The 23,148-nt window shown below is 65.9% G+C and carries 22 protein-coding genes; 1 reads left to right on the top strand and 21 read right to left on the bottom strand.

Annotated features, from left to right (window positions below):
• Positions 1-20 precede the first annotated feature (20 nt).
• The 3 genes from QUG03_RS14995 to dsdA form a co-directional block, all read right to left on the bottom strand.
• Entirely contained in the window at positions 21-722 is a 702-nt protein-coding gene (locus QUG03_RS14995; RefSeq protein WP_488877239.1) for a glutathione S-transferase family protein, read from the bottom strand.
• A 98-nt stretch (positions 723-820) separates the two neighbouring features.
• Positions 821-1,747, bottom strand: a complete 927-nt coding sequence (dsdC, locus tag QUG03_RS14990; RefSeq protein ID WP_500820331.1) for a DNA-binding transcriptional regulator DsdC — start codon at positions 1,745-1,747, stop codon at positions 821-823.
• A gap of 14 nt (positions 1,748-1,761) precedes the next feature.
• The gene (dsdA, locus tag QUG03_RS14985) at positions 1,762-3,120 is read right to left on the bottom strand and encodes a D-serine ammonia-lyase (protein ID WP_500820330.1); all 1,359 of its coding nucleotides are present in this window, start codon (positions 3,118-3,120) and stop codon (positions 1,762-1,764) included.
• A 169-nt stretch (positions 3,121-3,289) separates the two neighbouring features.
• Between dsdA and panS the strand changes: the two genes are divergently transcribed.
• Positions 3,290-4,243 (top strand): ketopantoate/pantoate/pantothenate transporter PanS, encoded by a 954-nt coding sequence (gene panS / locus QUG03_RS14980; RefSeq protein WP_500820329.1) that lies wholly within the window; start codon positions 3,290-3,292, stop codon positions 4,241-4,243.
• A gap of 34 nt (positions 4,244-4,277) precedes the next feature.
• Here panS and moaC read toward each other — a convergent pair whose 3' ends face one another.
• The 18 genes from moaC to mraZ all read right to left on the bottom strand — a co-directional run bounded on the left by moaC (position 4,278) and on the right by mraZ (position 22,861).
• Positions 4,278-4,757 (bottom strand): cyclic pyranopterin monophosphate synthase MoaC, encoded by a 480-nt coding sequence (moaC, locus tag QUG03_RS14975; RefSeq protein WP_107797824.1) that lies wholly within the window; start codon positions 4,755-4,757, stop codon positions 4,278-4,280.
• A gap of 167 nt (positions 4,758-4,924) precedes the next feature.
• Positions 4,925-5,107 (bottom strand): hypothetical protein, encoded by a 183-nt coding sequence (locus QUG03_RS14970; RefSeq protein ID WP_019102328.1) that lies wholly within the window; start codon positions 5,105-5,107, stop codon positions 4,925-4,927.
• A 2-nt stretch (positions 5,108-5,109) separates the two neighbouring features.
• Positions 5,110-6,021: a UDP-3-O-acyl-N-acetylglucosamine deacetylase gene (gene lpxC / locus QUG03_RS14965; RefSeq protein ID WP_199225982.1), complete on the bottom strand. Its 912-nt coding sequence runs from the start codon at positions 6,019-6,021 to the stop codon at positions 5,110-5,112.
• 111 nt (positions 6,022-6,132) lie between these two features.
• Positions 6,133-7,323, bottom strand: coding sequence for a cell division protein FtsZ (ftsZ, locus tag QUG03_RS14960; protein WP_039755403.1), 1,191 nt, complete (start codon positions 7,321-7,323; stop codon positions 6,133-6,135).
• A 90-nt stretch (positions 7,324-7,413) separates the two neighbouring features.
• Positions 7,414-8,625 (bottom strand): cell division protein FtsA, encoded by a 1,212-nt coding sequence (ftsA, locus tag QUG03_RS14955; RefSeq protein WP_197081372.1) that lies wholly within the window; start codon positions 8,623-8,625, stop codon positions 7,414-7,416.
• Between the two features lie 46 nt (positions 8,626-8,671).
• Positions 8,672-9,397: a cell division protein FtsQ/DivIB gene (locus QUG03_RS14950; protein ID WP_019102324.1), complete on the bottom strand. Its 726-nt coding sequence runs from the start codon at positions 9,395-9,397 to the stop codon at positions 8,672-8,674.
• Positions 9,387-10,298 carry a D-alanine--D-alanine ligase gene (locus tag QUG03_RS14945; protein ID WP_500820382.1) on the bottom strand — a complete coding sequence of 304 codons (912 nt, stop codon included), beginning with the start codon at positions 10,296-10,298 and terminating at the stop codon, positions 9,387-9,389. Before QUG03_RS14945 ends, QUG03_RS14950 begins: the two co-directional genes overlap by 11 nt.
• A gap of 23 nt (positions 10,299-10,321) precedes the next feature.
• On the bottom strand, positions 10,322-11,713 hold the full coding sequence (gene murC, locus QUG03_RS14940; RefSeq protein WP_235084966.1) for a UDP-N-acetylmuramate--L-alanine ligase: 1,392 nt from the start codon (positions 11,711-11,713) through the stop codon (positions 10,322-10,324).
• 37 nt (positions 11,714-11,750) lie between these two features.
• A complete protein-coding gene (gene murG / locus QUG03_RS14935) occupies positions 11,751-12,833 on the bottom strand; it encodes an undecaprenyldiphospho-muramoylpentapeptide beta-N-acetylglucosaminyltransferase (protein WP_227106471.1) in 1,083 nt (360 codons plus the stop codon).
• Positions 12,834-12,962: 129 nt separating this feature from the next.
• A complete protein-coding gene (gene ftsW / locus QUG03_RS14930) occupies positions 12,963-14,120 on the bottom strand; it encodes a putative lipid II flippase FtsW (RefSeq protein ID WP_019102074.1) in 1,158 nt (385 codons plus the stop codon).
• Complete coding sequence (murD, locus tag QUG03_RS14925) at positions 14,117-15,496, bottom strand: UDP-N-acetylmuramoyl-L-alanine--D-glutamate ligase (protein WP_500820328.1); 1,380 nt, start codon at positions 15,494-15,496, stop codon at positions 14,117-14,119. Before murD ends, ftsW begins: the two co-directional genes overlap by 4 nt.
• A gap of 8 nt (positions 15,497-15,504) precedes the next feature.
• On the bottom strand, positions 15,505-16,590 hold the full coding sequence (mraY, locus tag QUG03_RS14920) for a phospho-N-acetylmuramoyl-pentapeptide-transferase (protein ID WP_107797818.1): 1,086 nt from the start codon (positions 16,588-16,590) through the stop codon (positions 15,505-15,507).
• A 1-nt stretch (position 16,591) separates the two neighbouring features.
• Entirely contained in the window at positions 16,592-17,953 is a 1,362-nt protein-coding gene (locus QUG03_RS14915; protein WP_500820326.1) for a UDP-N-acetylmuramoyl-tripeptide--D-alanyl-D-alanine ligase, read from the bottom strand.
• Positions 17,950-19,431, bottom strand: a complete 1,482-nt coding sequence (locus QUG03_RS14910) for a UDP-N-acetylmuramoyl-L-alanyl-D-glutamate--2,6-diaminopimelate ligase (RefSeq protein WP_500820325.1) — start codon at positions 19,429-19,431, stop codon at positions 17,950-17,952. The genes QUG03_RS14915 and QUG03_RS14910 overlap by 4 nt, the downstream gene beginning before the upstream one ends.
• Before the next feature lie 7 nt (positions 19,432-19,438).
• Positions 19,439-21,187, bottom strand: a complete 1,749-nt coding sequence (locus QUG03_RS14905; RefSeq protein WP_107797815.1) for a peptidoglycan D,D-transpeptidase FtsI family protein — start codon at positions 21,185-21,187, stop codon at positions 19,439-19,441.
• Positions 21,187-21,459: a cell division protein FtsL gene (gene ftsL, locus QUG03_RS14900; protein ID WP_107797814.1), complete on the bottom strand. Its 273-nt coding sequence runs from the start codon at positions 21,457-21,459 to the stop codon at positions 21,187-21,189. The genes QUG03_RS14905 and ftsL overlap by 1 nt, the downstream gene beginning before the upstream one ends.
• Complete coding sequence (gene rsmH / locus QUG03_RS14895) at positions 21,456-22,418, bottom strand: 16S rRNA (cytosine(1402)-N(4))-methyltransferase RsmH (RefSeq protein ID WP_107797813.1); 963 nt, start codon at positions 22,416-22,418, stop codon at positions 21,456-21,458. Before rsmH ends, ftsL begins: the two co-directional genes overlap by 4 nt.
• Positions 22,415-22,861 carry a division/cell wall cluster transcriptional repressor MraZ gene (mraZ, locus tag QUG03_RS14890; RefSeq protein ID WP_107797812.1) on the bottom strand — a complete coding sequence of 149 codons (447 nt, stop codon included), beginning with the start codon at positions 22,859-22,861 and terminating at the stop codon, positions 22,415-22,417. The genes rsmH and mraZ overlap by 4 nt, the downstream gene beginning before the upstream one ends.
• Between the last annotated feature and the right edge of the window lie 287 nt (positions 22,862-23,148).

Below are 23,148 nucleotides of genomic sequence, written 5' to 3'. Positions count from 1 at the left end.
GCGCGGCGGACCCAGCCGGCCTATCCACTGTAAAACTCGGCCCTCAGTCTTTCCGCGTAGGCCGCCAGATTCGGCCGCGCCGCCACCAGCGCCCGCGACGGGGTTTCCCCCATCGCATCGGTCAAGGCGCCGCTGACGAAGGCGTAAACGCTGGCGTCTATCCAGGTGGCGGTCTCGCCCATGAAATAGGGTTTGTCGCCCAGCAGAGCCGACAGCGCCGCCACGTCCGCCTCCAGCAGCCGCAGGCGCTCCGCCGCGCTGAAACGGCCCATGCCCTGCCCCCATAGATTGGCGCGCACCTTGCGCCGCACCAGCGTCGTCACCAAGCCGCGCAGCAAGGCCGGCACGCCTTTGAAAAACACGCTGGGCCCGCGCGCGAAGTGTTCGTCCACCATCCAGCGTTCATGCACGATGCCCCAGTAGAAATGATCGCCCAGCATGCAATCCACGCTCCAGGCCAGCGCCTTCTGCGCCTCGCTGAGACCGGCGTCCAGCGTGAGGCCGTGCTTGTCCGCCAGATGCAGGCGGATCAGCGTGGAGTCCGCCACGATCTGGCCGTCGTCGTCGATATAAGGCAGCTTGCCCTTGGGCGCCTTGCGCATATCGCCGCGCACGCGGCGGTAGGACAGGCCCGACAGCTTCAGCAGCAGGTCCGCCTTCATCACGAAGGGACTGGGGTCCACCAAGCCCATGGCCGGGCCGAACTGATACAGAGTGATCATCAAGCGCCTCCCGCGGCAGACATGACATTGAACTGAAGCAGACTAGCACGCCGCCGGGAAGGCGCGCGAGGGGGCGGGCGCGAAAAGGGGAAGGACGCCTAATCTGCCGCGCAAACCCGCAGCCAGTCCATCACCGCCCGCACCCGCGGCGACGGCGATTGCGGCGCGCGCACCAGGTAATAAGCCTGCGGCCCCAGCGGTTGAAACGGCCCCAGCGGCAGCATCAGTTCGCCGCGTTCCAGCTGCCGCTGCACCAAGCGACGCCGACCCAGCGCCACGCCGGCGTGATGCGCGGCCGCCTGCGCACATAGGTCGGAACGGTCGAAGCTGATGCCCCGCGGCGGCAAGGCCACGTTCTGCCGCCGCGCCCACTCCCGCCATTCGGCGTCGTGAGCCGCCCGTTCCCAGGCCTGGGCGTCGTGCAGCAGCAGGCATGCGGCCAAGGCCGCCGGATTGTCGCGCAGACCGTGCCGCTCCGCGTACTCCGGGCTGCACACCGGCGCCACCTGCTCGTCCATCAGACGCTGCGCGTCCAGGCCGGGAAACTCGCCGGCCGAGTAATACAGCGCCAGGTCTATGTTCCAGGCGCGGAAGTCCACCATCTCGTTGCCGCTGCGGATGTCCAGCGCAATGCGCGGATAGCGCGCGGCGAAATCCGCCAGCCGCGGCGCCAGCCAGCATTGCGCCAGCGAGGGCCGCGCATACAGGGCCACCGCGCCGGCCGGCTCGGCGTCTTCCTGCGGATTCAGGGCCGCCTCCAGCCGCGTCTGGCCGGCCAGCCAGGCCTGATAGATGCGTTCGCCATCCTCGCTCAGCCTCAGGCTGCGGGTCAGCCGCAGGAACAGGCGGGTGCCCAGCGCCCGTTCCAGCCGGGCGATGCGATGGCTGACCGCGCTGGCGCTCAGGCACAGTTCCTCGGCGGCGCGGGCGAAGCTCAGATGCCGAGCCGCCGCCGCGAAGGTGTGCAGATTGGACCATTGCGCGCCGTCCAGCCGGACGCCGGCGCGCGGGGGAAGATTCAGCATATCGCCAGCATCGTTCACGCCGACAGCCGCCGCCGGCCTTCCGCCAGATAGGCGTCCATTTCCGCCGGCGGCACCATGCCGCCGCCGGTGCCCCACACCAGATGGCTGGCGCGCGACAGCCGCTCCGCGCTCAAACCCGTCCGCTGGCGGTAACCCTGGGTCTCGCTCAACACCCGCAGCGGCCCCGGCATGCCGGCCAACGCCGACGGCTCCAGCCGCAAGCCCTGCTCGCGCTCCAGCATGGCCAGCAAGCGGTAGAGCTCGCCATCGTCCACCGTGTAATAGCCGTCTATCAGCCGCTGCATCGCGCGCCCGACAAAGCCGGACGGACGGCCCACCGCCAGGCCGTCGGCGGCGGTCAGATTGTCGATGCCGAAATCCTGCACCGCCACCTCATCATGCAGCCCGGTGTAAACGCCCAGCAGCATGCAAGGCGCGTGGGTAGGTTCGGCGAACAGGCAATGCACCGCGTCGCCGAAAGCCAGCTTGAGACCGAAGGCGACCCCGCCCGGCCCGCCGCCAACGCCGCAAGGCAGATACACCAGCAGCGGGTGTTCGGCGTCCACCCGGACGCCCTGCTCCGCCAATTGGCCGCGCAGACGCTGCGCCGCCACCGCGTAACCAAGGAATAGATTGACTGAATTCTCGTCGTCGACGAAATGACAGCGCGGATCGGACGCCGCCTGTTTGCGGCCTTCGGCCACCGCCACGCTGTAATCGGACGGATACTCGACCACCTCGACCCCATGGCTGCGCAGCAAGTCCTTCTTCCACTGCCGCGCATCCGCCGACATATGCACGCTGGCCTGGAAGCCCAGCTTGGCGCTGATGATGCCGATGGACAGGCCCAGGTTGCCGGTGGAGCCCACCGCCACCCGGTAGCCGCCGAAGAAGGCCCGCGCCTCGGCGCTGTCCAGTCCGGCGTAGTCGTCCCCCTCCCGCAGCAAGCCATGACTCAGCGCCAAGCTTTCCGCGTGCTTCAATACCTCGTAGATGCCGCCGCGCGCCTTGATGGAGCCGGAAATCGGCAACAGATTGTCCGCCTTCAGCCACAGGCCGCCGCCGTCCGCCAACCCGGCCTCGGCCCATAAGGCCGCGCGCATCGCCGGCAGCGGCAGCAGCGGCGATTCGATGATGCCGCCGCTGGCGGCCGCGTCCGGAAACACCCGCGCCAGATAGGGCGCGAAACGGCGCAAGCGCGCATCGGCGTCCGCGACGTCGGCCCGGCTCAGGCCCACGTCGGCCAGCGCTTCCGCCGCCGGCGCCAGCGCGGGGTTGAACCAGCTCAAAGGCTGCAAGGCCATCAAGGGCGTCAATAAGGGGTGGCTGGCCTGCCAGTCGGCCACGGTCTTGCCGGCAATCGTCGCTTGCATCGCGCGCTCCATGGAATCGAAGACCCGATTAAACCGCGCCGCGCCGCCGCTGGCAAAAGACGATTGCGCAGCCGACGGCTGACGCTGGATCAGCCATGCGCGCGCGGACTTGCCAGACACCGGGGCGCATCGCCTATGATGGGCGCATCGTCCGCCGCCAGGAGTCGCCGTGCTCGCCACAATCACCCGTCTGTTCCCGCTATGGGCCTTGCTGCTGTCCGCCGTCGCTTACCAGCGGCCGGCGGCGTTCACCCCGCTGCTGCCGCATACCGGTCTGATGCTGGCGGTGATCATGTTCGCGATGGGGCTGACGCTGACGCTGGACGATTTCAAACGGGTGCTGAGCCGGCCGGCGCCGGTGCTGGCCGGCCTGGGCCTGCACTATCTGGTAATGCCGCTGGCGGCCTGGGCGCTGGCGCGGCTGTTCCAGATGCCGCCGCAGCTGGCCATCGGCATGATTCTGGTGGGCAGCGTCGCCAGCGGCACCGCGTCCAATGTGATCATCTATCTATCGCGCGGCGACGTGGCGCTGTCGGTCACCATTTCCTCGCTGTCGACGCTGGTTGGGGTGATAGCCACGCCGCTGCTGACCCGGCTGTACGTGGACGCGGCGATCAAGGTGGAAGTGGCGGCGATGCTGCTGAGCATTCTGCAGATCGTCATCCTGCCGATAGGCCTGGGCCTGCTGGCCCATCGCTTCTTCGCGCCCCAGGTCCGCCGGCTGGAGCCCTTGCTGCCGCTGTTGTCGATGCTGGCCATCGTCGCGCTGATCGCCGCCATCGTCGCCGGCAGCAAGAACCATATCGCCGCGGTGGGCGGGCTGACCATTCTGGCGGTGATGCTGCACAACGCCATCGGCCTGTTGGGCGGGTATTGGGGAGGACGCTTGCTGGGCTTCAATGAATCAGTATGCCGCACGCTGGCGATCGAGGTGGGCATGCAGAACTCCGGCCTGGCCGCCCAGCTGGGCAAGGCCTACTTCAGCCCGCTCGCGGCCTTGCCCGGCGCGCTGTTCTCGGTCTGGCACAATATTTCCGGCTCGCTCTTGGCCGGCTATTGGCGGGACAAGCCCGCCGAGCGGGGGCGTCAAGCGTCGCGGGCCGGCGCGCAGCAAAGCTTGTAACGACGCATGACGCGGCTTGCAAAACCGAGCAGGATCAGCCTTCCACCCGCCAATGCCCGCTCTTGCCACCCTCTTTCTCCAGCAGCCGCACGCCGTCGATGACCATGCCGCGGTCCACCGCCTTGCACATATCGTAAATGGTCAGCAGGCCGACGTTGGCCGCGGTCAGCGCCTCCATCTCCACCCCGGTCTGGCCGCTGCATTCGGCGGTGACCTCGATGCGCACGGCGTTGTCGGCCTCCAGCAGTTCGAAGTCCACTGCCACCCGGGTCAGCGCGATCGGGTGGCAGAGCGGAATCAGGTCCGCGGCCTTCTTGGACGCCATGATGGCGGCGATGCGGGCGATGCCGAGCACATCGCCTTTTTTATGGCCGCCGTCCTTCACCAGCGCGAAGGTGGCGGGCAGCATGCGGATGCGGCCTTCGGCCACCGCGCGGCGGCGGCTGTGCGCCTTGGCGCCGACGTCGACCATATGGGCCTGGCCGCCGGCGTCGAAATGAGTCAATTTTGACATGGGTTCATTACTCCTCCGGCCCGCTTAGAACCTGTTCGAAATCTGCTGCGCTTCAGCGATACGGCGTTAAAAACCAGCTCAAAATGCTCATGTACCACTCGTACATTCCGCTTTTTCGCTCGTTTTCGCCTTGTCTCGCCCTTGCTCGCAAGACCTTGAACAGGCTCTTAGGACAGCAGCCGGTAAATCAGCCAGAAGGCGCTGACCAGCACTACCAGGCCGCCGCTCCAGCGGGCGATGCGGCCGAGGTAGCGCAGGTAGAGCGGATTACGGGTCAATAGGTAACAGACGCCTGCCCAGCCCAGCAGCAGGATGGTGACGAGCAGCCACAGGCGCCAGAAACCAAACACCGCTAGGCCACCTCCGGCAGCCGGTGGAAGCTGGACGGCGCGTCCAGCGGGTCGTCGTAGCTGACGTACTCCCAGGCTTCCGGCGTCTCCAGCAGCTTGCGCAACAGCTTGTTGTTCATCGCGTGGCCGGATTTGTGGCCGGAGAAGGCGGCGATCAACGGGTGGCCGATGATGTAGAGGTCGCCGATGGCGTCCAGGATTTTGTGGCGGACGAATTCGTCCGGGAAACGCAGGCCTTCCGGATTCAGCACGTATTCGTCGTCAATGACGATGGCGTTGTCCAGGCTGCCGCCGCGGCCCAGGCCGTGGTTGCGCATGTACTCCACCTCGTGCATGAAGCCGAAGGTGCGCGCGCGGCTGATCTCGTCGGTATAGGAATGACGCGCGAAATCCACCGCCACCGTCTGCGGCGCCAGATTGAAGGCCGGATGGTTGAAGTCGATGGACAGCGTGACCTTGAAGCCCTCGTGCGGCTCCAGCTTCACCCACACGCCGCGCTCTTCCACGGCCACCGTCTGGGTGACGCGGATGAAGCGCTTCTTGGCGTGCTGCTCGACCACGCCCGCGGTCTGCAACAGGTAAATGAAAGGGGCGGCGGATCCGTCCATGATGGGGATCTCCGCCGCCGTGACCTCAATCACGAGGTTGTCGATGCCAAAGCCCGCCAGGGCCGACATCAAATGCTCGATCGTGCCGACACGCACGCCGGTGTCTGTCACCAGCGTGGAGGAGAGTCGCGTGTCGTTGACGAGCGATGGATCCACTTTCACCGTCACCGGCTCGGGCAAGTCGGTGCGGCGAAAGACGATCCCGGTGTCGGGCGCGGCCGGCAGCAGGGTGAGCTTCACCCGCTCGCCGGAGTGCAAACCCACACCCGTGGCGCTTATCGCTTGTTTCAGCGTGCGCTGCAATATCATGTCGGGCTTCTCGAACGAATGGGAATGCCCGATTCTAGCACAGTCAAAAACCGCACTTTATTGATTGATTTGCAGTATTAAATAGCTTTCTTCTATAGCGGCTCCGCCTCAGTCCGCCTGCTTGCGCAGGAAGGCCGGGATGTCGTAGCTTTCGCTCACTTCCGGGTTGGAGAAGTCCATGGACGGCGCGGCGCGGCGACGGCCCTGGCGCATGATGGCCGGGGTGTCGAAGTCGTCGTAGCTGACCACTTCCACCGCGCGGTCGTCGGTGCCGGTCTTGACGATCTTGATGTATTCCGGACGCTCCTCGGTATTGCGCGCGGTCTTCTTCTGACCCAGGCCGGTGGCGATCAAGGTCACGCGGATGGTGTCTTCCGGCATGTCTTCCACTTCGGCGGTGCCGAACTTGATCTGCGCGTCTTCGTCCGCGTACTGGCGCACGATGCCCATGATTTCGCGGTATTCGCTCATCTTCAGGCAGCCAGGCGCGGTGGAGATGTTGACCAGCACGCCGCGCGCGCCTTCCAGCGTGATGTTGTCCAGCAACGGGCTGGCCACGGCCTGTTCGGCGGCCACGCGAGCGCGGTCGATGCCGGAGGCGTAGGCGGAGCCCATCATCGCCAGGCCCATTTCGCTCATCACGGTGCGCACGTCGGCGAAGTCGACGTTGATCAGGCCCGGGCAAGTGATCACTTCCGCGATGCCGGCCACCGCGCCCTTGAGCACGTCGTCGGCGGCGCGGAAGGCTTCGCGCATGGTCACGTCGTCGCCCAGCACTTCCATCAGTTTTTCATTGGGGATCACGATCAGCGAATCGACGTGCTTTTTCAGATCCTCGATGCCGTTCTGCGCCACTTTCATGCGCTTGCCTTCGTGCTCGAACGGCCGGGTGACCACGCCCACGGTCAGGATGCCCATTTCCTTGGCCACTTCGGCCACCACGGGCGCCGCGCCGGTGCCGGTGCCGCCGCCCATGCCGGCGGTGACGAACACCATATTGGAGCCGCGCAGCATCTCGGCGATGCGTTCGCGGTCTTCCAGCGCCGCGCTGCGGCCCACTTCCGGATTGGCGCCCGCGCCCAGGCCGCGGGTCAGATTGTTGCCCAACTGCAGCTTCTGCGGCGACTTGTTGCGCAGCAGCGACTGAGCGTCGGTGTTGGCGCAGATGAACTCCACGCCGTGCACATTGCCGTCGATCATATTGTCGATGGCGTTGCAACCGCCGCCGCCGACGCCGATGACTTTGATGATCGCCACATTGGCGGTTTCTTGCATAACTTCAAAGACCATTCCGCTCATTTTCCTCTCCTCAATAAAGATGAGCTACCGACTTCATATACATCTGCCCGATCGCTATCGTGGCCAGCGAGTGCGCCGGCCGCGTAGCGCTTAGAAATTGCCAGCGAACCACGCCTTCATGCGCGTGAACATCTGGCCCACACCCGCCGTCTCCACCTTGGGGCCGGCATGCGTTTGAATCTGATCCTTGCCGTACAACAGCAGGCCGACGCCGGTGGAGAAGCGCGGGGTCTTCACCACTTCCGCCAGGCCGCCCACATACTTAGGCACGCCGACGCGCACCGGCATGTGGAACACTTCCTCCGCCAGCTCCACCATGCCCGGCATCAGGCTGGCGCCGCCGGTCAGCACGATGCCGGAGGACAGCAAATCCTCGAAGCCGCTGCGGCGCAGTTCCTGCTGCACCAGTTGGAACAACTCTTCCACCCGCGGCTCCACCACTTCGGCCAGCGTGGCGCGCGACATCTGCCGCGGCCCGCGCTCGCCCACGCCCGGCACTTCTATCATCTGGCTCGGGTCCGCCATCGCCACCAGCGCCACCGCGTGCTGGATCTTGATGTCCTCGGCTTCCTTGGTCGGGGTGCGCAAGGCCATGGCGATGTCGTTCGTGATCTGATCGCCTGCGATCGGAATCACCGCGGTGTGGCGGATCGCGCCGTTGGCGTAGACCGCGATATCGGTGGTGCCGCCGCCGATGTCGATCAGGCACACGCCCAGATCTTTTTCGTCTTCCGACAGCACCGCGATGGCGGAGGCCATCGGCTGCAGCACCAGGTCGGACACTTCCAGACCGCAGCGGCGCACGCACTTGGTCACGTTCTGGGCGGCGGACACCGCGCCGGTGACGATGTGCACCTTGGCTTCCAGCCGCACGCCGCTCATGCCCAGCGGTTCGCGCACGCCTTCCTGACCGTCGATGCTGTATTCCTGGGTCAGGATGTGCAGCACCTGATGGTCCGGCGGGATGGTCACCGCGCGCGCGGTTTCAATCACGCGGTCGATGTCCATCTTGGTGACTTCGCGATCCTTGATCGCCACCATGCCGTGCGAGTTCACGCTCTTGATGTGGCTGCCGGCGATGCCGGCGAACACTTCGTGAATCTTGCAGTCGGCCATCAGTTCCGCCTCTTCCAGCGCGCGCTGGATGGCCTGCACCGTGGATTCGATGTTCACCACCATGCCGCGCTTCAAACCGCGCGACGGGGTGTGGCCCATGCCGACGATATTAAGTTGGCCGTCCTCCAGGACTTCTGCGACGATCGCCACGATCTTGGATGTGCCGATGTCGAGGCCAACCAGCATGTTCTTGCTTTCCTTTGGTTTGCTCACCTGTCGCTCCAACTGCTAATTACTTGTTTCCCTTGGCCGGCGGCGCCTTGTAATCGGGCATCCGCACGGCGAATCCATTCGGGTAGCGCATATCCACGTATTCCACGTGATACGGCAACGCCGCCAATTTGCTCTTCCAGTACTGGGCGAAGCGGCGGGCGCGCGGACTCACGTCGTTGCGTCCCAGCTCCAGCTGCACCTGGTTGTCCAGCCCCACTTTCCAGGCGCGGCGGCTGGACAGCCACAGCGCCGCCGGCTTGACGCCCGCCGGGGCCAGATCCTGCCGCAGCCCTCCCAGCATTTCGCTCATGTCCTTCTCTGCCCCCGCCGGCCCGTAAAACACCGGCAGGTCCTGGTCGCTGGCGGCGTCGAACCGCTCTCCTCGGGTATTGACCAGGCCGTTCTCTCCCCAGCGCGCAAGCGCCACATGCTCTTCCACCGAAATGTCCAGCGCGTCCGGCCAGCGCCGCCGCACCTGGGCATCCCGCACCCACGGCAATTTGCCGAAGGCCGCCCGCGTCTTGTCGATGTCCAGCGTGAAGAAGGTGCCGGACAGCTCATGCTCGGCAATGAACTTCAGCTGTTCCGGCGTCACGCGTTTCATGTCGCCGCGAATCTGGATCTTCTTCACCGGAAACACCGGAGCGTGCGTCAACCAGAACCCTCCTGCATACAGCAACATCAGCGCTGCGGCGGCCAGCATCAGATTGGCCAGGCCTCTAAGCAGCCGATGGTTATCCCACATGCACCATATCCAGCACCTTGAGGCACAAATCCTCGTAACTGATGCCCATCGCCCGCGCCGCCATCGGCACCAGGCTGTGGCTGGTCATGCCCGGATTGGTGTTGGCTTCCAGCAGGTAAATGCCGCCGACTTCGTCCATCAGGAAATCCACCCGGCCCCAGCCGCGGCCGCCCAACACGCGGAAAGCCGCCAGCGACAGTTCGCGCGCGCGCGTCTCCACGTCTTCGCTCAGGCCGGACGGGCAGCGGTAGACGGTGTCGTCGCGGAAATACTTGGCGTCGTAGTCGTAAAACTCGGTCGCCGGTTCGATCTTGATGGTCGGATACGCCGTGTCGCCGATCACCGCGCAGGTGTATTCGCCGCCGCCGATGAAACGCTCGGCGATCACGATGCTGTCGTATTTTCGCGCCTCTTCAAACGCCGCCTTCAGTTCGCCCGGCTGCTTGACCTTGGTCACGCCGATGCTGGAGCCCTCGGTGGCCGGCTTGACGAAGATGGGCAGGCCCAGCTTGGCTTCCACCGCGGCGAAGTCGCTGTTCTCGTCCAGCAGTTCGAAGGCCGGGATCGGCAGGCCGGCGCCCTGCCACAGCAGCTTGGTGCGCCATTTGTCCATGCAGATCGCCGACGCCATCACGCCGCAACCGGTATACGGCAGGCCCATGCTTTCCAGCACGCCCTGCAGGGTGCCATCTTCGCCGAAGGGCCCATGCAGGATGTTGAACACGCGGTCGAAACCCTCGTCCTTCAGCGCGCTCAGCGGCTGTTCCGACGGATCGAACTTGTGAGCGTCCACGCCACGGGATTGCAGGGCTTTGAGCACGCCGGCGCCGCTCATCAGCGACACTTCGCGCTCGGAGGAACTGCCGCCCATCATCACCGCCACCTTGCCGTACTGCTTCATTGCCTTGTCCTTGTCATTCATCATCACGCGCCCGCCGCCACTTTGGCCGGCACCGCGCCGATGGAGCCCGCGCCCATGGTCACCACCACGTCGCCGTCACGGGCCTGATCGAAAATGGTCTGCTGCATCTCGGCGATGTCCTCGACGAACACCGGCTCCACCTTGCCCTGCACGCGCACCGCGCGCGCCAAGGCGCGGCCGTCGGCGGCCACGATGGGCGCTTCGCCAGCGGCGTAGACTTCGGACAGCAGCAAGGCGTCCACGCTGGACAGCACTTTGACGAAGTCTTCAAACAGGTCCCGAGTGCGGGTGTAGCGGTGCGGCTGGAAGGCCAGCACCAGACGCTTGTCCGGGAAGGCGCCGCGCACCGCGGCCAGCGTGGCGGCCATTTCCACCGGGTGATGGCCGTAATCGTCCACCAGGGTGAAGCTGCCGCCGTCCTTGGCCGGCACTTCGCCGTAACGCTGGAAGCGGCGGCCGACGCCGGCGAACTCGGCCAGGCCTTGCTGGATCGCTTCCACGCTGGCGCCGCACTCCAGGCCGATGGCGATGGCGGACAGCGCGTTGAGCACGTTGTGGCGGCCCGGCATGTTCAGCACCACCGGGAAACGCACTTCCTTGCCGTTCTTCACCACCACGTCGAAATGCATCTGCCCGGCCGCGGCGCGGACGTTCTCGGCGTAGATGTCGGCGGAATCGTCCAGGCCGTAGGTGGTCACCGGCTTGGTGATGCGGCCGCGGATCTCGCGCACATGGGGATCGTCCACGCACAGCACCGCGCGGCCGTAGAACGGCAGCCGCTGCAGGAAGTCGACGAAAGCCTGCTTGAGCTTGTCGAAGCTGTGGTCGTAGGTGTCCATGTGGTCGGCGTCGATATTGGTCACCACCGCCATCACCGGAGTCAGATGCAGGAAGGAGGCGTCCGATTCGTCGGCCTCGGCCACCAGGAACTCGCCGGAGCCCAGGCGCGCGTTGGTGCCGGCCGCGGTCAGCTTGCCGCCGATAACGAAGGTGGGGTCCAGGCCGGCCGCGCCCAGCACCGAAGCGGTCAGGCTGGTGGTGGTGGTCTTGCCGTGGGTGCCGGCGATGGCGATGCCCTGCTTGAAGCGCATCAGTTCCGCCAGCATCAGCGCGCGCGGGATCACCGGGATCTTGTTGGCGCGCGCTTCCAGCACTTCCGGATTGTCGGCCTTGACCGCGGTGGAGGTCACCACCACGTCGGCGCCGTGCATATAGGTGGCGTCGTGGCCGTAAAACACGCGGATGCCCTGATCGATCAGCCGCTTGCTGGTGGCGCTTTCCGCCATGTCGGAGCCGGACACGGTAAAGCCCAGGCCGTGCAGCACCTCGGCGATGCCGCACATGCCCACGCCGCCGATGCCGACGAAATGTATGTGTTTGACCCTGTGTTTCATGTCTGTGTCTCTGCTTGAGCGCTCGTATGACGCTCTGTCATTCCCGGGCCAGCTGCTGGCACAGGTCGGCCACCCGGCCGGCTGCGCCGGAACGCGCCAGCGCGCGCGCGCGTTCGGCCTTGTCCAGCAACTGCTCTCTATCCAAACCCGCCAGCAGGCCCGCAAGCCCGTCGGCGTTCAATTCTTTCTGCGGCAGATGCCAGGCCGCGCCGGCCTGCGCCATCCACTCGGCGTTGTCGCGCTGATGGCCGGTGGTGGACACCACCAGCGGCACCAGCACGCTGGGCACGCCGGCCGCGCACAATTCGCTGACCGTGATCGCGCCGGCGCGGCAGATCACCAGATCGCATTCGGCCAGACGCTGCGGCATATCGTCGACGAAGGGCAGCAGTTCCACTTGCTCCCGCAGGCCCGCGGCCTGATACGCGGCCTCGACCGCGGCGAAGTTCGCCTCGCCGGTCTGATGCGTCAGTCGCGGCCGCTTGTCGGCCGGCAGCTTCGCCATCGCCTGCGGCAGCGTTTCGTTCAATACCTTGGCGCCCAGGCTGCCGCCCACCACCAGCACCTTCAGCGGACCGCTGCGGCCAGCGAAGCGCTCCGCCGGCGCGGCGATGCCCTCGATCTCGCCACGCACCGGATTGCCGGTGACCAGCGCCTTGCCGTTGCGCGCCGCGTCGCCGTCGAAACCGCAAGCCAGTTTCTTGGCGAAGGGCAGCAAGGCCTTATTGCTCAACAACAGGCCGGCATCGGCGTTGACCAGGACCAGCGGTTTCCACAGCAGGCCCGCCATCACGCCGCCGGGCAGGCAGACGTAGCCGCCCATGCCCAGCACCACGTCCGGGCGGTGGCGGAAAATCTGCGCCGCGCTGCTGAAGAAAGCGCCAGCCAGCTGCAGCGCGCCCTTGAGCGAGCCCAGCAGGCCCTTGCCGCGCACGCCATGGAAATTCAGCCGCTCCAGCGGAATGCCGGTCGGTGGCACCAGCTTGTTCTCCATGCCGCGCCGGGTGCCCAGCCACACCACCTTCCAGCCCCGGCTTTGCAATTCCTTGGCCACGGCGAGGCCGGGGACGATGTGTCCACCCGTGCCAGCCGCCATCACCATGACCGTGCGATTCGCCATCTCTATCCGTTCCGTTAACTCTCGTTGCCGCGCATCATGCGCCGGTTTTTGCTTCGCCCTTCGGGCTCGCAGAAACCGCCGCCTACGGGCTTACGCCCTAAGGCGCCTGACAGCGCTGCTCATACGCGGCTACACTTTGTAGCCGCGCATGATGCGGCGGTTTTCATAATCAACTCGCAGCAGCACCGCCACCGCGATCAAATTCATCAACATCGCCGAGCCGCCGAAAGACATCAGCGGCAAGGTCAAACCCTTGGTCGGCAGCAGGCCCATATTCACCCCGATGTTGAAAAACACCTGGATGCCGAGCCAGATACCCAGACCCTGCGCCACCAGCGACTGGTAGTAACGCTCCAGCTTTTTCGATTCCACGCCGATGTGGAAGGCGCGGCGCACGATCCAGGCGTACAGACCGACCACCACGCAGATGCCGGCAAAGCCGAACTCTTCCGAAATCACCGCCATGATGAAGTCGGTGTGCGCCTCCGGCAGGTAAAACAATTTCTCTATGCTGCCGCCCAGACCGACGCCGAACCACTCGCCGCGACCGATGGCGATCAAGGAGTGCGACAGCTGGTAGCCCTTGCCGTACGGGTCGTCCCACGGGTCCATGAAGCCCAGCACCCGCTTCAGCCGGTACGGCGAGGAAATGATCAACACCACGATGGCGCCCACCGCCATCACCGCCAGCCCGCTGAAGATGCGCATATTGATGCCGCCGAGGAAGAGCACGCCCATCGCGATGCTCATCACCACCATCAGCGCGCCGAAGTCCGGCTCGCGCAGCAGCAGGAAGGCCACCACCACCATGGCGGCGAACATCGGCGCGAAGCCTTCCTTCAAGCTGTGCAGCAAATGGCTCTTGCGCACGGTGTAATCCGCCGCGTACAGCACGGTGGCGAACTTCATCACCTCCGACGGCTGCAGGTTCAGCACGATCAGATTGATCCAGCGCCGCGAGCCGTTGACCATCTTGCCGATGCCGGGAATCAGCACCAGCACCAGCAAGACCAGTCCGATCAGGAAAATCTTGCCGGAGTACTTCTGCCAGAACGCCGTTGGAATCTGGAAGGCGATATAGGCCGCGCTCAGCCCTATCGTCATGAAGATCATGTGACGGATCAGGTAGAAGTAGCGGTTATGCGTGGCCGCGTCGGCCTCGGCGTAGGCGATGGACGCCGAGTACACCATCACCAGGCTGATCGACAACAGCAGGGCCAGCGCCCAGGACAGCGCCTCGTCGAACGGCTTGATGGCGGCGTAACGCCGGGCTCCGTGCACGATCATGGCCGCGTCGCCTCCGCTTGCCGCGCCTTCCACGCGCGCACGGCGTCGATGAACACCTGGGCGCGATGCGCGTAGTTGCGGAACATGTCCAGACTGGCGCAGGCCGGCGACAGCAACACCACGTCGCCCGGCTGCGCCAGTTCCGCCGCGCGGCGGGTGGCTTCTTCCAGCGTCTCGCAGTCGTGCAAGGGCAAGCCGGTGGCGGACAGCGCGGCGCGGATCTTGCCGGCGTCGCGGCCGATCAACAGCACGGCGCGGGCGATGCGGCGGCAGGCCGGCGCCAGCGGCGCGAAGTCCTGGCCCTTGCCGTCGCCGCCGGCGATCAACACCACCGGACGGGTCATGCCGTTCAGCGCCGCCTCGGTGGCGCCGACATTGGTGCCCTTGGAATCATCGATAAACGCAACCGAGGCGATTTCGTCTACCAGCTCGACGCGATGTTCCAAACCGTGGAAGGTTTTCAGTCCTTGCAGCAGCGCGGCGCGCGGCGCGCCCACGGCTTCGCACAAGGCCAGCGCGGCCAGCGCGTTGGCGGCGTTGTGCAGGCCTTGCAAACGCATCTCGGCGCAATCGAAGGCCCGCTCGCCGTCCAGGCTCAGCCAGTAGCGGCCGTCATCCTGCCGCAACGCGTATCCGGCATCCTCTGTCAGCGAGAACCATTTGACCGCGCGGCCGGGGCGAACCATCGCGCGCACCAGCGCGTCGTCGCGGTTCAGCACCTGGACGCCGGCGCCGTGGAACACCCGGGTCTTGGTGTGGGCGTAGTCCAGCAGATCGTCGTAACGGTCCAGGTGGTCCTCGGAAATATTCAGCACCGTGGCGGCGTCGGCCTCCAGCGTAAATGTGGATTCCAGTTGAAAACTGGACAGCTCCAGCACCCACACGTCCGGGCGCTTGCCGCTTTGCTCGCGTTCCAGCTGCGCTTCCAGCACCGCCAGGCCGATATTGCCGGCCACCACTGCGTCCAGGCCGGCGGCGGCGCACAGATGGCCCGCCAGGCTGGTGACCGTGCTCTTGCCGTTGGAACCGGTAATGGCGATCACCTTGCTGCCGTCGCCGCGGATCGCGCGCGCCAGCACTTCGATATCGCCGATCACCTCGCCGCCGGCTTGGCGGTAGGCGGCGACGGCCGGGTGTTTCAGCGGCACGCCCGGGCTCAGCACCAGCAAGTCGGCGTCGGCGAAGGTCTGGGCGCTGAAATCGCCGGCGCGCACTTCCGCCTGCGGCAGGAAGGCGCGCAGCTCGGCCACGCGCTCGGCCGACGGCTTGGCGTCGGCCACGCTCACGCGCGCGCCGTGCGCGGCCAGGTAGCGCGCGGCCGCCAGGCCCGAGCCTCCCAAGCCCACCACCACGACGTGACGATTCGCGTAGTCCATAGTCTTCCTCAACGCAGCTTGATGGTGGACAGGCCGGCCAACACCAGCATCATGGTGATGATCCAGAAACGCACCACCACTTGCGTTTCCTTCCAGCCCTTCAACTCATAGTGGTGATGCAGCGGCGCCATGCGGAACACCCGCTTGCCGGTGAGCTTGAACGAAGCCACCTGAATCATCACCGACAGCGCTTCCACCACGAACAGGCCGCCCATGATCAAGAGCACGATTTCCTGACGCACGATCACCGCCACGGTGCCCAGCGCCGCGCCCAGCGCCAGCGCGCCGACGTCGCCCATGAACACCTGGGCCGGATAGGCGTTGAACCATAAAAATCCCAAGCAAGCGCCGCACATCGCCGCGCAGAACACCACCACCTCGTGCGCGCCGGGAATGAAGGGCAAGCCCAGATATTTGGAAAACACCGCGTGGCCGGCGACATAGGCGAAGATGGACAGGCCGGCCGCCACCATCACGGTGGGCAGGGCCGCCAGGCCGTCCAGGCCGTCGGTCAGGTTCACCGCGTTGGAGGTGCCGACGATGACGAAATAGGTCAGGATGCAAAAACCGATCGCGCCCAGCGGATAGGAGATGGTCTTGACGAAGGGCACGATCAGCTCGGTGGACGCCGGCAGCTTGGCGGTGGCGATCAGGAACACGCCGGCGCCGATGGCGATGGCGGACTGCCAGGCCATCTTGAACTTGGCGGACACGCCTTTCGGGTCCTTGTACACCACCTTGCGCCAGTCGTCGTAAAAGCCCAGCGCGCCGGTGCCGAACATCACCGCCAGCAGCAGCCACACGTATTTATTGGACAAGTCCGCCCACAGCAGCGTGGTCAGGCCGATGGCCAGCAGGATCAGCGAGCCGCCCATGGTCGGCGTGCCGGCCTTGACCAGATGGGTTTGCGGGCCGTCGTTGCGCACCGCCTGGCCCACTTTGAGCTCGGTCAGCTTGCGGATCACCCACGGCCCCAGCAGCAGGGAGATCGCCAGCGCGGTCAGCGCCGCCATCACCGCGCGCAGCGTGATGTAGTTGAAGACGTTGAAGGCCCGGATGTGGGAGCCCAGCAGTTCAGCCAGCCAGAGCAGCACGTTATTGTTCCTCTCTAAATTGTTGCATCAGGTGTTCCACCACCCGTTCCATGCGCATGAAGCGCGACCCCTTGACCAGAACGGAGGCACCCGACGGCAACTGCCGGTCGAGAAACTCGTACAACTCGTCAATCGAATCAAAATGTTTGCCGCGCGCGCCGCAGGCGGCGGCGGCGTGGCGCGAAACCTCGCCCAAGGTCAGCAGCAGGTCCACGTCGCGCGTCCGCGCGTACTCGCCCACTTCCGCGTGCAGCGCGTCGGCGGCTTCGCCCAGTTCGCCGATGTCGCCCATCACGAAGCAGCGCGGCGCCGGCAGGCGAACCAGCACGTCGATCCCGGCCTTCATCGAATCCGGGTTGGCGTTGTAGCTGTCGTCGATCACGCTCAGACCGCGCGGGCTTTGCTTGAGCTGCAAACGGCCCTTGGCACCGCCGAAGGCCGCCAGGCCGGCGGCAATGTCGTCCAGCGACACGCCGGCGGCCAAGGCCAGGCTGGCCGCGGCCAGCGCGTTGCGCACATTGTGTTCGCCCGGCGCCGGCAATTCGATCCGCCGTTCGCCGTCGGCGCAACGCAGCGTGAAGCGGCTGCTCAAGGCGCTCAGTTCGATGTCGACGGCGCGGACGTCGGCTTCGGCGCCCAGGCCGAAGGCGATCTGGCGACGGCCGTCCGCCGCGCGGCGGAACAAGGCCAGATTGGCGTCGTCGGCGTTCAGCACCGCCGCGCCGTCGGCGTCCAGGCCTTCGAAGATTTCCGCCTTGGCGCGCGCCACTTCCTCGGTGGAGCCGAAATAACCGAAGTGGGCACGCATCGCGTTATTGACCAGCGCGATGCACGGCCGGGCCAGGCCGGTCAGGTAGCGGAGCTCGCCGTGATGGTTCATGCCCATCTCCAGCACCGCGTAGCGATGCGCCGGCGTCAGCCGCAGCAGGGTCAGCGGCAGACCGATATCGTTGTTGAAGTTGCCGGCGGTGGCCAGCACCGCGTCCGCGCCTGCATATTGGCGCAGAATGGCGGCCAGCATTTCCTTGACCGTGGTCTTGCCGTTGGAGCCGGTGACGCCGATGCGCAGCGCCGGCTGGCGTTGCGCCCAGCCGGAGGCCAGCCGACCGAGGGCCAGGAGGGTGTCGTCCACACGGATCAGGCTGGCGCCGGACAGCTCGAAATCCGCGCGCACCAGCGCGGCCGCGCCCTTGGCCGTCACCTCGGCGACGAAATCGTGGGCGTCGAAGCGTTCGCCCTTCAGCGCGACGAATAGATCGCCGGGGCCGGCCTCGCGGCTGTCGGTCACCACGCGCAGGATGTCGCCGTCCGGGCCGCTCAAAGCGCCCCGGGCCAGTTCGGCGGCCTGCAGCAGCGTCATCATGCGCGCTCTCCCCAGGCGGTCAGCGCTTCTTCCGCCACGCGGAAGTCGGAGAACGGCCGCTTGACGCCGGCGATGTCCTGGTATTCCTCATGCCCCTTGCCGGCCACCAGCACCACGTCGCCGGCGCGCGCCTGGCTCACCGCCCAGTGGATGGCGGCTTCGCGGTCCGCCTCGACGTGGGTGCGCGCGGCGTCCATGCCGGCGAGCACGTCGCGCAGAATGGCTTGCGGGTCTTCGGTGCGCGGATTGTCGCTGGTCAGCACCGCCACGTCGGCGATGTTCTCGGCGATGGCGCCCATCATCGGGCGCTTGCCCGGATCGCGGTCGCCGCCGCAGCCGAACACGCAGAACAGGCGGCCGCCTTCCGGGCGGATCTCGGCCAGCGTGGACAAGGCTTTTTCCAGCGCGTCCGGCGTGTGGGCGTAGTCGATCACCACTAGCGGCTCGTGCGCGCCGCCCACGCTCTGCATGCGGCCGCGCGCCGGCTGGATGCGCGCCATCACCGCGGCGGCGTCGCGCAGGCTGACGCCGTTGACGCACAGCGTGGCCAGACAGGCCAGCAGATTGGCGGCGTTGAAGCGGCCCACCAGGCCGGTGCGCACATCGGCGACGCCCCAGGGCGTGGTCACCGTCAGTTGCAGGCCGTCCAGCGTGGCGGCCAGCGCCAGCGGACGCACATCGCCCTGCTCCAGGCCGTAAGTCACCACCTGGGTCTCAGACGGTTCGATTTCGGCGGCCAGCTGGCGGCCGAATTCATCGTCGGCGTTGATCACCGCGTGCTTCAGGCCTTCCCAGAAGAACAGTTTCTTCTTGGATTCGCCGTAGGCTTCCATCGAACCGTGGTAGTCCAGGTGGTCGCGAGTCAGGTTGGTCAGCACCGCGGTGGCGAAGTCCACGCCGTTGACGCGGCTTTGATCCAGGCTGTGGCTGGACACCTCCATGGTCACCACATGCGCGCCCTGGCGGCGGTATTCGGCCAGCTTTTGCTGGATGGTCACCGGGTCCGGCGTGGTGTGGGTGGTTTCGGTCAGTTCGCCGTAAAAGCCGTTGCCGACGGTGCCGATCAGCGCCGCCTTCTGGCCCAGCAGCGAGAAAGCCTGCGCCAGCCAGTGGGAAATCGAGGTCTTGCCGTTGGTCCCGGTGATGCCGATCACGCGCAGCGCGCGGCTGGGATAGCCGTAGACCTCGGCCGCCAGCATGCCGATGCGGTCGCGCAGATGCGGCACCGGCAGATTGGGCGCCTGCCACAGCGGGTTCCAGGCGAAGCCGCCGGCGTCGTCCCACAACACCGCGGCCGCGCCTTTCGCCAGCGCGGCCTGGATGTAGTCGCGGCCGTCGGAATGCAGGCCAGGGCACGCCAGGAACACGTCGCCGGGCAGCACGCGGCGGCTGTCGGTCTCCACCCGTTTGACGGGCAGTCCCAATTGTTTGATGTCGGCCGGATTCCAGTCCGGCATGGGGGTCAAACGGCTTTTCATGATCTGATCAAAAATCCACCGGCACCGGGGTGGATTCCGGCAATAAAGTGTTGTTGGAGGGCTCGTCCGGCTGCACGTTCAGCACCCGCAGCGCGCCGCCGGCGATCTGCGAGAACACCGGCGCAGCCACCGCGCCGCCGTAATATTTGCCCGCGGAGGGCTCGTCTATCATCACCGACACGATCACGCGCGGCGCTTTGCCCGGCGCGAAGCCCATGAACAGCGCGCGGTGCTTGTTGGCCACATAGGCGCGGCCTTCCAGCTTGCGCGCGGTGCCGCTCTTGCCGCCCACGCTGTAGCCGATGATGCGGCCGCCGACGGCGCCGCCTCCCGGCTGGCTGTTGGCGATCAGCAGATCGCGCATCTCGTGCGCGGTCTTTTCGCTCAGCACCCGCTTGCCCGGCATCGGGGTGGCGGTCTTGTACAGCGAGATCGGCAGCATCACGCCGTCGTTGGCGAACACGGTGTAGGCGCGCGCCATCTGAATCAGGCTGACCGAGATGCCGTAGCCGAAGGACATCGTCGCCTGCTCGATGGGCCGCCAGTTGTGCCAGTCGCGCAGCCGGCCGCCGGCTTCGCCGGGGAAGCCGGTTTCCGGCGCGCGGCCAAAGCCCAGCGCGTCGTAATGCTTCCACGATTGCTCCGGCGAGCTCATCAGCGCCAGCTTGCTGGTGCCGACGTTGGACGATTTCTGGATGATGCCGAGGATGTCCAGGCTGGGGCGCGGCGCCACGTCGCGGATGGTGGCCGGGCCTATCATGTAAGTGTGGGTGTCCAGCACCGTGTTGAGTCCGGCCTTGCCGTTTTCCAACGCCAGCGAGATGGACAACGGCTTCATCGTCGAGCCCGGCTCGAACAGATCGATCACCCCGCGGTTGCGCATCATTTCCGGCGTCACGCCGCTGCGGTTGTTGGGGTTGAACGAGGGGTAATTGGCCAGCGCCAGCAACTCGCCGGTGTGGGCGTCCACCACCACCACGCTGCCGGCCTTGGCCTTGTTCAGCTCCACTGCGGCCTTGAGCTCGCGGTAAGCCAGGTATTGGATGCGGTGATCCACCGCCAGCGCCAGTTTTTGGCCGTCGCGCGGCGGCTCGATGGCGGCGACGTCTTCGATGATGTGGCCGCGGCGGTCCTTCAGCACCACGCGACGGCCGTCCTTGCCTGCCAGCATTTTCTCGCGCGCCAGCTCCACGCCTTCCTGGCCCTTGCCGTCCACGCCGGTGAAACCGATGATGTGGGACACGATTTCCCCGGCCGGGTAGAAGCGGCGGAATTCCTGCTGTTTGGCGATGCCGGGCACGCCCAGCGCCATCACCTTGTCGGCCAGCTCAGGGCTGATCTGGCGTTTGACGTAGACGAATTCCTTCTTGCGGTCGGACAGTTTGGCCGACAGCTCCTCCGGCGACAGATCCAGCATCGCCGCCAGTTCGCGCAGCTTGGCCGGCGGCACCGGCTCCATGTCCGCCGGGCTGGCCCAGATGGTCTGCACCGGCGAGCTGATCGCCAGCGGTTCCCCATTGCGGTCCGTGATCACGCCGCGGTTGGCCTCCAGCGTCAGCGCGCGGCGGAAACGCGCCTCGCCCTGGTTTTGCAGGAAGTCCTGCTGCACCACTTGCAGATAGACTGCGCGGCCGATCAAGGCCAGGAACAGCAGCGCCAGCATCAGCAGCACAAAGCGCACGCGGCCCGGCTTCATGCGCAGCGCGGGGCTGGCGTCCGGGATGCGTTGCTGGTGGCGAGGGGAGTAAGTGCGCATCACATCCCCTTCCCAGGCGAGATCACCTGGGTCTGGCGCGGGTCCGGGATATGCATGTCGAGGCGGCTGGACGCGGCTTTCTCAATCACCGCGTGCGCGCCCCAGGTGCTCTGCTCCAGCTGCAGCTGGCCAAACTCGATCTCCAGCTGCTGGGCGGATTTGCGTTCCTTCTGCAAATCGCTGTAGAGCTTGCGCGACACATGGGTCGAGGTGACCACCGACCAGGCGGACAGCACCACGATGACCAGCAGTATCGCGTTGAGCTTGTTCATGCGTCGATCTCCCGCCACGGCGCGGCGGTGCGCTCGGCCACGCGCATGATGGCGCTGCGGGAGCGCGCGTTGGCGCGCACCTCCTCATCGCCGGCGCGCACCGGCTTGCCCACGGTGGACAGCGGCGGCTGGGCCATATCGGACGCGCGCACCATCGCCCACGCCGGCAGCTTTTCCTCGCTGCTGGCGTCGCGCAGGTATTGCTTGACGATGCGGTCTTCCAGCGAATGAAAGCTGATCACCGCCAGGCGGCCGTTTTCCGCCAGGCGGCGCGCCGCCTGCGGCAGCACCGCCTTGAGTTCGTCCAGCTCGCGGTTCACAAAGATCCGTATCGCTTGGAAGGTACGCGTTGCGGGGTCCTGACCCGGTTCCCGAGTACGGACGTTTTGCCCAACGAGCACGGCGAGCTCACGCGTGGTCTGGAGGGGGGCGTCAGCCCTTTGCGCAACAATGGCTGCTGCGATCTTGCGAGCAAACCGCTCTTCACCATAAGTCTTGATGACCTCTCTGATATCGGCCTCGTCTGCCGTCGCCAACCATTCGGCCGCGGTGATGCCGCGGGTGGTATCCATACGCATGTCCAAGGGCGCGTCGAAACGGAAGCTGAAACCGCGCCGTCCGTCGTCGATCTGCGGCGAGGACACGCCCAGATCCATCAACACGCCGTCCACCTGGGGCACGCCCAGGCGGTCCAATTCCTGCCCCAGCGTTTCAAAACCGTTGTGCACGATCTGAAAGCGCGGGTCTTCCTCCGCCAGCCGCGTGGCCACGGCGATGGCTTCGGGATCCTTGTCGAAAGCGATCAGGCGGCCTTGCGGCCCCAGTCGCGACAGGATCAAGCGGCTGTGGCCACCTCGACCGAAAGTGCAATCGACGTAGACGCCATCCGGCCGGATGGCGAGCGCGTCGACCGCTTCGGTCAAGAGCACCGTCAGGTGCACGAAAGGGGTGGTGCTCACAGCGTAAAGTCTCCAAGGTGTTGGGCCAGATCGGTTTGATCGATGGCCAGGGCGTCAGCGGTCTGGTTGTCCCATTCCTCGGCATTCCACAGCTCGAAGCGGTTGCCCATGCCCACCAGCGCGACGTCTTTGTCGAGTCCGGTGAGATCGCGCAGGCGCGCGGGCAGCAGAATGCGTCCGGCGCTGTCCATTTCCAGCGTTTCCGCGTGGCCGAGCACGAGGCGCTGATAACGTTTCAGAGTGGGATTGCCGGTGGGAAGGGCTAGCAGGCGGGCTTCGACCGGACGCCAGTTGGGTTCGGGGTAGATCAGCAAGTGGTCTTGGGACTCGAGGGTGACGATCAGTTTGTGCCCGAAAGCGGACAGCAGTGTCTCGCGGTGTTTAGCCGGAATAGCCAAACGCCCCTTGCTATCGAGAGACAAGATGCTGACGCCACCAATCATGATTTCGAGCCCGCTGACCGAATAAACCTAAGGGGCCGTCGCCCCCTGGGACAAATGCCCCACTTTCACCCACTTCGCCCCACTTTCCGCCACTATAAGAAAGAACTTCCCCACGGTCAACATCGAGAAGTTCTAATTCACCTTTTGAGACAATGACTTAGCGGACCAGGCAAAAAGCGGATTCCTTGTCAAATCAGAGGCTTAAAAACATCAGTCAAAGTGAGCTGTTAACACTCGAACCATTTCCGAAACACCACACCCCGGGCCTGGGAATATTTCCAAGGACA

It is taken from the genome of Chromobacterium sp. CCUG 30098 (genome assembly GCF_059916605.1).
The sequence above is the reverse complement of the archived record's forward strand: the minus strand, read 5'-3'. Positions and strand labels throughout refer to the sequence as shown.